At 41.5% G+C, this 12,226-nt stretch carries 9 protein-coding genes; 1 reads left to right on the top strand and 8 read right to left on the bottom strand.

Annotated elements, in window-relative coordinates; translation table 11 throughout:
• Positions 1 to 128 precede the first annotated feature (128 nt).
• Positions 129 to 662, bottom strand: coding sequence for a lipocalin family protein (locus tag MTR11_RS13065; RefSeq protein WP_085343749.1), 534 nt, complete (start codon positions 660 to 662; stop codon positions 129 to 131).
• 314 nt (positions 663 to 976) lie between these two features.
• Here MTR11_RS13065 and MTR11_RS13060 point away from each other — a divergent pair, with 314 nt between their 5' ends.
• Positions 977 to 1,357 carry a cystatin family protein gene (locus MTR11_RS13060; protein WP_005396397.1) on the top strand — a complete coding sequence of 127 codons (381 nt, stop codon included), beginning with the start codon at positions 977 to 979 and terminating at the stop codon, positions 1,355 to 1,357.
• Positions 1,358 to 1,413: 56 nt separating this feature from the next.
• On the opposite strand, the gene MTR11_RS13055 is transcribed toward MTR11_RS13060, so the two are convergent.
• The 7 genes from MTR11_RS13055 to tssH form a co-directional block, all read right to left on the bottom strand.
• The gene (locus MTR11_RS13055) at positions 1,414 to 4,470 is read right to left on the bottom strand and encodes an AAA family ATPase (protein WP_243327809.1); all 3,057 of its coding nucleotides are present in this window, start codon (positions 4,468 to 4,470) and stop codon (positions 1,414 to 1,416) included.
• 9 nt (positions 4,471 to 4,479) lie between these two features.
• A complete protein-coding gene (locus tag MTR11_RS13050; RefSeq protein WP_012842192.1) occupies positions 4,480 to 5,613 on the bottom strand; it encodes an exonuclease SbcCD subunit D in 1,134 nt (377 codons plus the stop codon).
• Positions 5,614 to 5,937: 324 nt separating this feature from the next.
• The gene (locus MTR11_RS13045) at positions 5,938 to 6,777 is read right to left on the bottom strand and encodes an NAD/NADP transhydrogenase subunit beta (RefSeq protein ID WP_167427554.1); all 840 of its coding nucleotides are present in this window, start codon (positions 6,775 to 6,777) and stop codon (positions 5,938 to 5,940) included.
• Positions 6,778 to 7,068 carry a PAAR domain-containing protein gene (locus tag MTR11_RS13040; protein ID WP_243327808.1) on the bottom strand — a complete coding sequence of 97 codons (291 nt, stop codon included), beginning with the start codon at positions 7,066 to 7,068 and terminating at the stop codon, positions 6,778 to 6,780. It abuts the gene before it with no gap.
• An 11-nt stretch (positions 7,069 to 7,079) separates the two neighbouring features.
• Positions 7,080 to 8,915, bottom strand: a complete 1,836-nt coding sequence (tssI, locus tag MTR11_RS13035; protein ID WP_243327807.1) for a type VI secretion system tip protein TssI/VgrG — start codon at positions 8,913 to 8,915, stop codon at positions 7,080 to 7,082.
• A gap of 48 nt (positions 8,916 to 8,963) precedes the next feature.
• Positions 8,964 to 9,443: an Hcp family type VI secretion system effector gene (locus MTR11_RS13030; RefSeq protein WP_005375967.1), complete on the bottom strand. Its 480-nt coding sequence runs from the start codon at positions 9,441 to 9,443 to the stop codon at positions 8,964 to 8,966.
• Between the two features lie 208 nt (positions 9,444 to 9,651).
• Positions 9,652 to 12,219, bottom strand: coding sequence for a type VI secretion system ATPase TssH (gene tssH / locus MTR11_RS13025; protein ID WP_243327806.1), 2,568 nt, complete (start codon positions 12,217 to 12,219; stop codon positions 9,652 to 9,654).
• Positions 12,220 to 12,226: the final 7 nt, after the last annotated feature.

Raw genomic sequence — 12,226 nt, 5'->3', positions numbered from 1 at the left:
TCACAAATGATGGGGCTATATTTTTGGTTACATGAGGTTACAAGGTAACAAAAATATTCCAAGCAAAACTCAAAACCGCTTAGACAGAAACTTCGCTTCTGTTGATTTTAGAAGTCACATTGATGAACTTAAAACTGGCGTCCACTCTCTTGATCAACGAGAATTAGCTCATCTAACGCGAAACCTTTCTCTTTAGCAACCTGCTTAAAACGCTCCAGGATTTTCTCATCAACGTTGGGTGTTCTAGACAATAGCCACAAGTAGTCGTGGTTGTAACCGGAGACAAACGCATAGTCGTAGTTTTCACCTAGCTCAAACACAATGTAAGAAGAATAGATTGGCCCAAAAAAGGAGACTTTTAAGTGCCCAACCGTTTCGTCTTCAACAAAATAAGCTTTACCTTCAACTTCGGACCACTGTTGATCTTCTTCTGAATATCCGCGGTTTGTCACCTTAACCCCACCATCCTCGCGAAGCCGATACTCGGCCGTAACGTTGGATAGACCACGCTCAAACGAATGATCGAGCCGTGCGATTTCGTACCACTTGCCTAGATAAGGCTCTAAATCAAAATTGTTAACTGGCTCCACCCCATCAGGTTTAGAGGTACAGCCAAATAAAGTTACAAGTGATAAAAGTAATAATGTTTTTAGCGATTTCATACAACACCTAAATTTGATTTAGTGATTGATTTTACTGTAGAAGGTAGCAAATCGATCACTAAGTCGCACCACTGTCCCAAAGGTACGTAGCTACACATCACAGTTCTTCATTATCAATAGCATGCTGAACACCAAAACCTCGTTATGTCAGCAATTCCCTAACAATATTGTTCTATGTTTGACTTACAAGTTGGTCATACTTGTATATTTTGTCAGCATTTAACCGTATGCATATAGAAACTTTGCACAATATAGACATACGCTGTCATATCACCCTCCTATAATACGTCGCGATATAGACAGAGGTTATTGTTATGAAATTAAAAACAGTGTCAGTTTGTGCACTTTTGGTATTGCTTGCAGGTTGCCAGCAGGAAAACCCAAGCCAAGCGACACAATTAACAACCTCGGCAGATGTATGTAATACACAAGGAAACATGCCAGGTGGGTGGAATGAGTTTAATGCTACCCCTGATGCACAAAAGGCAATGGCTTTTGTTTTGAAAAGAATGGACACAATAGCGTCGTTCAAACAAATACTGAACGTTCACGCGCAAATCGTTAGCGGCGTCAACTATGCCATTGAGTTTGAATTGGATGATGGCTCTATTTGGAATACAGTTGTTTATCGCAACCTAGATGGTGAGTATGCGATTACCCAGTCGCCAAAAGAAGGCCACTTTTGCGAACAGTAGCGATTAAGTAAGAAAGCCCCTAGATAGGGGCTTTGGGTTTTGTGATAGCAACTGAATTAGACAGCGAAGCTACATTGAGATTTGACCGATATTGTCGAACCGACTCTTGATGGTTCAACATCAATCCTCTGCGCCATTTGTTCTTTTAACTCAGAAACGTGAGAAATAACACCGATCATGCGTCCAGTCTGTTGTAAATCCACTAGCGTTTGAATCGCGAGATCCAAAGATTCTGGGTCTAAACTACCGAACCCCTCATCAATGAATAAAGTGTCTAAACGGATACCACCACTATAGGATTGCACAACATCCGACAAGCCAAGCGCCAAAGCGAGCGCTGCCATAAACGATTCACCACCGGAAAGTGTTGCAACATCACGTGTTTTTCCTGTGTAGCCATCTTCAACCATTAAATCTAAGCCGCGACCCGCAGCGCCTTTGAAGCCCTCTGTTTTTCGAGCAAGGATATAGCGCCCTTTACTCATGAGGCTTAAACGTTGAGAGGCCTGAATCAATACATCATCCAACAGTACACCAAGAACAAAGCGATGCAGGCTAACCCTGCTGCCTGTTTTACCGCTGGTAACGTCGTATAACGTACCAAACACTTTGTACTCTTCTTCTAACTTGCTATTTTTTTCATGCAGCGTAGCAATATCTTTACGAACTTTTTCAATTCGCTCAAAGGTTGAGCGCGTGGTATCGAGCTGATTCCTTACTTCAATATACTGCGCCTGCAGAGTGGTTAAGCTGTCGTTAAGCGAATCCAAGTCCGGTCTTTCAAGCGCTTTCAATGCGTGGTTTAAATCATGTAGTGTTTGTTCAAGCTTGGTTTGTGCCTGTTTGAAGTTGTCTATTTCTTTCTGCCACACTTGAAGCTCATCATCTGTCACTCTGCTATTTAGATAACTGCTTTCATCCTCAAATTTACTCGCCTGTAACGCCTCATTCCACGCTAATTCTGCTTGGCTAAGCTTTTGTTCTGACTCAGATAGCCACTGCTTGTTCGTCACTAACTGACTTTCAGCATTCGATTGCGCTAATACCGCTTGCTGCAAAGCGTTTTGTGCCTTTTCTAAACCTGTATTCAAGGTCAGAATTTGCTCTTTTGTGAGCGAAATGTCACGCTCAAGCGCATCAACGGAACTGTATTTCGGATCAATGGAAGCTTGTAATTTAGTCAATTGTTCTTGGTTTGCTTGAACGGTTGATTCATTTGCCGCCATTTGATTCTGCAGCTCATGAATTTTATTTTCACCCACTAAGCAGCGTTGATTAAGCTGCTCAACGTTCTTTTCTAGCTTTTCAATATCAATAGATTGTAGACGTAGAAGTTGATCATTAAGCGCCTGTAACTCAGTTTGAACCGTCGAGATCTCAGACGCTGCATGCTCACCAAGCTCTTCTTTCAACTGGTCGATTTGATTCTGATGCTGAATAATGACAACGTTATGTTGTTCTAGCTGATTACTTAGCTGGTTCAGTGAGGTTTGAGCTTCTCTTTCTTTCACTCTGGCAGCCTGAACTTGCTCTTTTGTAACGACTTCTTCAACAAACGTCGCAAGGTTAGGATGCGCTTGGCTGCCACATACCGGACATGCTTCACCTGCCTTTAGTCGCTGCGCTAATACTGCCGCTTGAGCGTTGTGCCACTTAAGCTCTATCGTATCAGCGGCTTGTTGACACTGAATATAGCGCTGACTGGCTTCCTGTAATGACTGCTGCTTGCTTACGGTTAACGCCGTGAGTTTAGAGAGTTCCAAAGTAAGACCATGCAGCTTTTGTAGATCCTGTAGTAGTCGTTGTTTTTGTTTTATTTCCGCATCGATGCTGCCAACAAGCGCAACATCTACTCGGGCTTGCTCTAGATCTTTCTGGCCCTGTTGCGCCTGAAACGCCAACTTGTCTTTCAGCTCTATGTACTGTTTTAACGTTGCTTCAAATTGTTGCTTTTGTTGATGACCTGCCGTTATTTTTCTTTCCAAGTTGGCTTTTTCAACCAACTTGTCTTTCATGCTTTCAAGTTGATACTGCAGTTGCGTTAACTGTGGGACTTTTGCCGCGGCTTCTTTTGCACTTTGCTGCAAGTTTTCTTTTTCTTTCGTAACAGCATTGGCTTTATCAAGGCTCTCTTTCAAAGCTACGATTTTTTGTCTGAGCTCTTGAGTTTGAGTTTTTGCATTTTGTAATGAGACGTAGGGTAATTCTATCTTATTGGCATTTTTAGCATTTTCTAATTGCTGTTGACGAACTTTTATCGAGTCTGAGTGTTCTAGATGCAGCTTGAGTGCGTTTTCTGCTTGCTCTCGTTTCGAAAACTCTCCATTAATAGTTTCCGCTTTTTGCAATTCAGATTTAGCAACATTTAGCTTATCTAACGAAGCTTGTTCTTTCTTTCTATCGACCTCTAGCTGCTCAGTTGCTTGTTCAAGCTGGTGTAATAATTCCTGCTCTGAACTCACTCCTGCAACTTGTAAAGCGCCTCGAATTTGATTATCAAATTCATCTTTCGCTTTACTGATTGCGCTCGCTTTATCTTTGAGCGCGTACTCAATTTTTTTATATATGTCCGTTTGAAAGAGCTGACCAAAAATTTCTTCGCGCTCTTTAGAACTAGCAAGCAACAGCTCCCGGAATTTTCCTTGAGGCAATACCATTACTTGGCGAAATTGCGTTTCATTCAAACCAATAATATTGCTCACTTCTGTTTTAACTTGAGTCGTCTTGCTAGTGATGAGCTTTTCGGTCTCGCCGAGTTCATAAAGAGCCGCAGTGTGCTTTTTTACCGTCATCCCTTCACCACGCGCTTTGGGCGCTTCCTGCTCTGGAGATCGCACAACTCGGTATTGTTTGCCATGTAACGAAAACTCTAGAGCGACTTCGGTTGGTAAGTCTTGCGCCGATAAGTCACATCGCATCTGGATGCCTTGCCGCTCATTACCGGTAGTTTCACCGTAAAGGGCAAAGCAAATGGCATCTAAGATCGACGTTTTACCTGAGCCTGTAGGACCATTAATCAAAAACAGAGGGTTACGGCCAAGCTTTTCAAAGTCAATGACTTCGGTTTTTGCAAACGGACCAAAGGCTTGCATGGTAAGTTTAATTGGTTTCATCTTTGGTCCCTATTGCTGTGATAATTGCTTAATAATGTCAGTAACGGCTTGTTCTTGCTCTTGGGATAATTGACTATCTTGTGCCTCAATAAAAAAGTCTCGGAACATATCAATTTCGCTTCGGGCCAACTTTGCTTGCGCCATTTCCTGCTCTACCCCAATTAACATACCCGGTTTCTCAAGATGTAAAACGTTTGGATAAACCGAACGAAGCTTTTCCATTGGATTTAAAATCGCATGTTTATCCATCAAACGAACTAACAAATAATCTTCATTTTTAGGGTCAGTCTTGCCCTGCTCTATGACTTTATCTAGCTCTCCTTCAACAATGCGCATTTCATGAGGGGCAATTAGCTCAATATGTTTAGCAGAGACAAATCCTTTCTTGTCTAGTTCGACTAACGTGAAGCCTTTCTTCTGGTTCTGTTCACCAAAACTGTACTTCATAAGTGAACCAGAATAACGGATATGCTCTGCGCCTTTCTTTTGAGGCTGATGTAAATGACCAAGTGCGACGTAGTCGAAATCTAAGAAATGCTCATGACTTACGCGATCAGAGCCACCAATAGATAGTGGTCGTTCAGAGTCAGACTCAATAGCACCATCAACAAAACAGTGGCTAACGAGAACACGCCTTTGCTCTGAAATGAAATGCTCTCTTATTTGCTCTACAAGCAGTTGATGTGCCTCATCATGAGTTGATACCGAGGTTTTGTAGGCAAATCTGACCTGTTCAGGGTCGTTATAAGGCATGCCATAAAACGCTACCTCACCCGCAGAGTCCGTTTTTATGATGATGGGAGTTAGCATATCTTCAAAGTTACTAACAATATGAAGGCCTGCATTTTTCATTTGCTCTGAGCCAAAACCTAATCGTTCTGCACCATCATGGTTGCCAGATATCAATATCATCGGTGTTTTCAGTTCAGTACAAATACGCTTCACGACTCGATTTAGCAGTTCTATTGCAACCGTTGGTGGCACCGAACGGTCATAAATATCTCCCGCCACTACAACGGCATCGACGGGGTTGTGTTCAATATAGTTAATCAGTTGTTCGAGTACTGCTTGTTGATCTTCGAGTAGTGATACATTGTGGAATTGTCGACCAAGATGCCAATCTGAGGTGTGGATAAACTTCATTCGAATTCACTTTCCGCCAAATCTTTAAGCAAGGTTTGCTCCTGCAAGAATCCGAATTTCAGCCGTGTAAACATCAGAGTATTACGTGACTGGCTGAATCTGGCACAAACCAAAGCTCAATTTATTTAATTTGGGTTAGGATATCTTGAGTCGAACAGCTTTTCATGTAGTTTATGTTCTATGGTTCACTATTTCACCGGAAAGCGAGAAGAACGTTGTATAAACACCTTTTAAGCAACATTAAGTGATGGTCTCGAGTAAACATAACCGTCACATTTAAACCATTAAAAGCCAACGTTTAGAAGGGACAAACTAGATCCAGAACTACTCGTTATGCCAATTGTATAGAACTCCCACTGTATAACCATCTGGCTCGATATCAGCTTGCAAAACGTGGAAGTCTGAGTTGAGGCTACTTCTTTGATGCTCCTCAATCATTAACACTTTTAAAACACCTCCGCATGCGCCCAGCCCTCCTAGTTTAACATCAATAAATTGATACTGAGTTTGATCGGTCACCCAGGGAGACAAGAGTTGCATAGCATTTAACCATCGAGGCTCATCTCCATCAATGGATAAATGCAACTCACTAAGTGAGTGATCACACCCTACTCCAAGTTGTTTAAACACTTTATCGACAGCAATGCTTTGTTGTTTGGTATCTAAATCAATTCGAACATCATCAGTAACAAGGCCGGACTGTTGAAAAAAGCACTTCGTCAAAATGATCGAGTTTTGAGATTTGGCATGCTCTTCTGCATCGCGAGCAATTTCTATAGCCAGTATCCAAGTTGCTTGTGTTTCGTTAACTTCACGGTTTATCCGATTTAGCGCCATCAAGAACGCCGCTTGACCATAAGGATAAAAATAAATTTCTCTGTTGGCAGAGTTACCAAGGATAAGAGAAAACTCGTTTATCAATGCCTTAAGCAAGCTTTTATCTACCGAAGACGGTAAAAGAACACAGATATTCCCTTTGATATCACTTTGCTCCAGTATCTCGCGCTTAGAGCGCACAAGATTTAATATCTGCTCATACAGTGATTGATCAGGATAGGATCTTGGTGTTTCTGCGGGCAATCTAAAACATTCGTTAGCTATATCACGAACAGTGTATGGCCTGCCATTAATGGCAAGAAGATGAGTTTGAAATGCGAGTGGCATCTAGCCTCCGATTAAAACCGTAGGCATGCCAGACAGAATTTTACCACTATGAGACGTTGAATCCCCGACCCTTGCCGCTGGCTTACCGTTGATTGTAACGCTAGAAGAGCCTGCTGAGATGCTATCCGGAGGACCTATACATATAAGCTTATCTCCCTGCCTAGCCGCTGGAATGCCGCCAATTGTCACGTTTGGCGAGCCAACTACGACGGGGCCACCTACATGAGGAATTTTTCCTGTTTTTTTAGGACAAAGATGAAAGCTGCCCAATATCGCGGCTGGTTTACCCACTTTAAATCACCTTAGTTCAATGAAATTTGCCCAGCTTTAAGAGCGATAGCAGAGCCGTTAATAGATATTTTATTGCCTTTGATGTTGATTTCTCCGGAACTAGACATCTGAATCGAAGCGCCACCGACTTTGATCTCGATACTCTTTCCTGCATTAAAAGACAACACTTCACCCGTTTCATTAGAAAAGTTTTTACCTACTTTCAAGGTCGCATTCTTGCCAATCTCTTGATTGACATCATTCGTCACTTTTTCGGTTTTACTGTTTTCAACGGCAATATCAACACAGTCTTCAACTAGCATTTGGAAAAGTTTTTCGGCATGAAGATAGATGTGTTCTTCACCGGGTTTGTCATCAAAGCGCAACTCATTAAAATTAGATGTGCCTTTTTGTACAGAACGCGATTTATAACCACTTTGAGAGCTTTGCTCTGGTAACGTGTAGGGAGGGAGTTGACTACCATTGTACAGTGACCCCGTAACAATTGGCTGGTCAGGATCACCATTGACAAACTCGACGATGACCTCCTGTCCTACTCTAGGATGAAATACCGAGCCCCACCCGTTACCCGCGATATTTTGCGCAACACGAATCCAACATGAGCTGTTTACATCGTACTTACCAACACGATCCCAGTGAAACTGAACTTTAATACGACCGTGTTTGTCTATGTAAATTTCGCCATCTTTGTTTCCCGTTACCACTGCGGTTTGCAAACCTTTCATCTGAGGTTTCGGATAGTTCACTGAAGGGCGAAGGATTGTTTTTGAGTCAACACAACTAAATGATACTTTAACACCTTGCGCAGCAGTGCCACCTTGACCAGTCTGATTATAAACAGCCGCAGATAAAAAAACGGAGGACAGTACGTATTCTTTGCCGACTCGAGACTTATCTTCATGCTTTTTAAACTTAAAGCACTTTCCCACACTGAACGTTCGACACGTTGCCTCGCCACGGCACAGATATGCGTTTTGCTGTAGTGCTTCTATAGCGTGCGTGTTTCTAAGTGCGTATTGGTCATCACTTTCCGTTTCACCCATGTATTCAAAATACTCGCTTTCAGGCACGGTAAAAAAATCACTTTCACCCTTGGCAGTATTTTTAGGATTAGACGAAGGCTTAAGCATGTTATAGCCAGACTTTTGGCTTGCTTTAGTCGTCAAAACTTGGGTTTCATGCCAAGAAGAAATATGGCTAGACTTAGCCGTACCTGTATCAAAATCGACTAAAAACTCTGTACCCGGCTTATAGAAACTGATGTCGTCAAAAATCTTAAGCGTGTGGACAGACTTAGTGTGTGTGAAACAGAACGATAGCCCTTCTTCTGACAATAAGCGTCGGACAAATTCAAGGTCTGACTCTTCATATTGCACTTTGTATGTGTATTTAGGGTACGACTTAGTTAACTCAAAACTAAAGGCGACACTATGCTCCGAGAGTACTTCGGAGACAATTTCTTTTATATCTTTATGCTGAAATATTCTGCAATTTTTTCTATAATCGGCGAAACGTAATTTAGGCTCTATTAATAACTCTATATTTTTATAATTCTCACCATTATGAGCATTAGAAACTCGTTGCCCTTCCAATCTTGCAGCAGATACATAACCATGTATATAACGAGGTTTTGAAGAAACATCCTCACTATTTTCAAGGATAATTGTTACTTCTTTACCAATTATTTCGTTTAACTCACTTCGTTGATCATTAAAGTAAGCTTTAGCACGCAATGAAAAAAGTTCTGAGATCTCTTCTCTATACTCAAATGAGTTTAGTATGATGGCATCTTTTCCGAATGGAGAGGAAATTCGGATGAAATTGTTATCTTGAGTTGCTCTTTTCATTAAATACTTCTTTCAAAAAATGCGGGGGAATATCCCCCCGCATAAAAATTACATTTGTTGACCTTTAACACCGCTGTAGCCGTAAACCAATGGCGCAGAAGTGTTGTTTTTATCGTCAGTAGGAGTCACTGTCATCATCATTTCAGTGTAAGAAATAGTGATGGTTTCAACTGGACGATCATCCTGGATAGAAACTGAGTAGTTAGAAATCATCGCATCAGTCAGTTCGATCTTCATGATTTCTTCAACTTTCTCACCTTGCTTAGTAATATGGAAAACCGCAGGTTTACCTTTACCAATTGTCGCTTCTTTAAATAAGTCAGGAGAAGAACGGTCTTGAAGTTTAGTGATAGTCAAATCATATAGACGAGTAGCGCTCGCTTCACGGTCCATCGCTGTACCAGTGTATGATGAGATCTCACGACCTACACTCCAATCTACAGATAGTAGTGTAATCAAATCCTTATATTGCTCGGCAGTTGCCTCACCCTTAATATCTGCGTATTTAAGATACGTATTAGACTGCATGCTAATCTCCTATAGCATTATTAATTGACATATATCGTAGTAATTTAATTATCTGACGTTTGATGATAATTAGTGATTAATGTATCAAAAACTTCATTTTAAATACGCCCTGTTATATCTTTAAATAAGACTTAATTTAAGCGTTTTTTATAAAAAATAATAGTTAATATGAACCAACTCCCAATTATTATTGAGAGTGTAAAGGATGTTAAACTATTGAGACATCAAGTCCACTAGTTGTACCTTTAACAATAATTTCATCAAACGTCTTATCATTAAGAATTGCATGCAATATTTCATGAGAAATCTTAGGAAGTAATGTGTTTTCTATGGTTGTCTGTACCACACGTGCACCGCTCCCCGACTCATTACTATTGTCTACAATATCATTAATTAGTTCTTCATCAAAAAATAGGTCAGCGCCGTAATTTTTACGAATGCGATTCGTAACTTTGGCTAATTTTAATTTTGTTATTTCTATCAATACTTCTCTTGATAGAGGCAAATAAGGTAATACATTAACACGTCCTAAAAATGCAGGCTTAAAGTCAACCAACAAATCGTCACGCAAAGCATCTTTTAGTGCTGAAGGTTCTGGAAATAAATCAGGATCAGAATACAACGACATCGTCGTTTCGGTCCCTGTATTCGCGGTCATAATAATAATAGTGTTTTTAAAATCTATATCGCGACCTTCACCATCTTTAATTGAGCCTTTATCGAATACCTGATAAAAAATATCTTGAACTCCAGGGTGTGCTTTTTCCATTTCATCCAAGAGAATCACACTATAAGGTTTGCGTCTGACGGCTTCAGTAAGTACACCACCTTCGCCATACCCAACATAACCTGGAGGCGAGCCTAATAATAAGGAAACTTTGTGCTCTTCTTTAAACTCGGACATATTGATAGTTGTGACATTCTCTTCACTGCCGTACACTTTCTCTGCAATAGCTAAAGCAGATTCAGTTTTACCCACTCCACTTGGTCCCGTGAGAAGAAATACACCATTTGGTCGTGTCTCATCCGTGAGCTGTGCACTGGCAGTTTTTATCACTTCAGACATGACTTCCAAAGCGTGCTCCTGTCCGACAACTCGTTTACACAAACTCTCTTTCAAACTCAGTACTGCTTGGATTTCATCATCCTGGAGTTTGCCCAGTGGTATCCCGGTCCAATCTGAAATTACTTCTGCAATAAGCGCTTCATTGACATGCGAAAATACTAATGGCTGCGAGTTAGCGGAGAGGCTACTTTCGAGCTCCTGTAACTTGTCCCTAGCAGTCTCAGAACCCTCCTTGATTATTTGAGCTCTAAGTGACTTAGCTTCACTTACCCACTCTTTTTCTTTCTCCCACAGCGTCTCTAGTTCAACTATTTCACTAGATAGAACATCAATCTCTTTTCTGACATCTTGCAACTGCATATCAAGAGGTGTACCTAGCTGACTTTCTTGGCTTAGGTGCTCATACTCAGCTTGCTTGGCTTTTAGTTTATTCCTTTTCGCATCTAGACCTCCCGGTGTAGACGATTGACTTAACGCAACTCGCGAGCAGGCTGTGTCTAAAACAGACACAGCCTTATCTGGCAGTTGTCGGCCATTAATGTATCGAGCTGAGAGTTGAACGGCAGCATTGAGAGCCTGGCTAGTGATGTGGACGTCATGGTGTTGTGCCATTACGTCAAGTAAACCACGTAACATCTCGATCGCTAGCTCCGGCGCTGGCTCGTCGACCTTCACTACTTGAAAGCGTCTGGTAAGAGCCGCGTCTTTTTCAAAATACTTTTTATATTCTGCCCAAGTTGTTGCTGCGATCGTCCTGAGTTCACCTCTCGCTAACGCTGGCTTTAGAATATTCGCTGCATCACCTTGTCCTGCTTGTCCCCCACCACCAATCAGACCATGTGCTTCATCGATAAACAAAATAATGGGTTGTGGTGCGTCGTTAACTTCTTTCACAAGGTTTTTAAGTCTGTTTTCAAACTCACCTTTCATGCCAGCACCAGCTTGCAATAACGCCAGATCCAAAGACTTAATCGCTACATTTTGTAGAGCAGGAGGTACATCGCCATCGATAATCTTTTGCGCCAAGCCTTCAACAACGGCTGTTTTTCCAACGCCAGCTTCACCAGTTAGAATCGGGTTGTTTTGTCGACGTCTTAATAAGATGTCGATCATTAAACGGATTTCATTGTCTCTACCAATAACCGGATCTATCTTACCTTCCCTAGCCTGCTCAGTAAGATCTGTTGTAAATTGATTCAGCGCAGAATTCGCGTTTGATTTCCCTAGGTCATTCGATCCTGATTGACGCGTATTACTTTCTTTAAAGTTCAATAACCGAGATGGTTCTATCTTGTTTAGCTCAGGGCTAATCGAACCAGCCATGTTGACTAACGTATTATCGGACAAGTAGGCAAATAAAAGATGAATGCAATCCAACTGCTCCTGATTGAATTCAATCGTTGCCGATAGCAAAGCATTTTGCATCACAGTCACTGTGTGAGCTGAAAGACCTGGGACCGATTGACATCCCGTTTTGTATTTTTCAAGTGTCTTTTGAAGATCAGTTTCAACCTTGATTTTATCGACATCAAATTCGTCGAAAACTTCCGAGTAAATATCGGCAGGGTGTTGAATAATCGTCATTAACCAGTGAGACATTTCAATACTGTGATGGGTTCGAGAGCTTGCCATCGCAGCTGCTTGTTCAAGTGTTTCCTTAGCCTGAGGAGACAATCTTTCGACCAACGCTGAAAGTGAGAGTGAAGCCATTATGTTT

The sequence above is a fragment of the Vibrio sp. CCB-PB317 genome (assembly GCF_022808245.1).
Taxonomy (GTDB): domain Bacteria; phylum Pseudomonadota; class Gammaproteobacteria; order Enterobacterales; family Vibrionaceae; genus Vibrio; species Vibrio diabolicus.
The sequence above is the reverse complement of the archived record's forward strand: the minus strand, read 5'-3'. Positions and strand labels throughout refer to the sequence as shown.

Excerpts from the sequence above, each read along its gene's own strand:
- MTR11_RS13055 (WP_243327809.1), bottom strand. The coding sequence starts at position 4,470 with ATGAAACCAATTAAACTTACCATGCAAGCCTTTGGTCCGTTTGCAAAA.
- MTR11_RS13050 (WP_012842192.1), bottom strand. The coding sequence starts at position 5,613 with ATGAAGTTTATCCACACCTCAGATTGGCATCTTGGTCGACAATTCCAC.
- MTR11_RS13060 (WP_005396397.1), top strand. The coding sequence starts at position 977 with ATGAAATTAAAAACAGTGTCAGTTTGTGCACTTTTGGTATTGCTTGCA.
- MTR11_RS13065 (WP_085343749.1), bottom strand. The coding sequence starts at position 662 with ATGAAATCGCTAAAAACATTATTACTTTTATCACTTGTAACTTTATTT.
- tssH (WP_243327806.1), bottom strand. The coding sequence starts at position 12,219 with ATGGCTTCACTCTCACTTTCAGCGTTGGTCGAAAGATTGTCTCCTCAG.
- MTR11_RS13030 (WP_005375967.1), bottom strand. The coding sequence starts at position 9,443 with ATGCAGTCTAATACGTATCTTAAATACGCAGATATTAAGGGTGAGGCA.
- tssI (WP_243327807.1), bottom strand. The coding sequence starts at position 8,915 with ATGAAAAGAGCAACTCAAGATAACAATTTCATCCGAATTTCCTCTCCA.
- MTR11_RS13045 (WP_167427554.1), bottom strand. The coding sequence starts at position 6,777 with ATGCCACTCGCATTTCAAACTCATCTTCTTGCCATTAATGGCAGGCCA.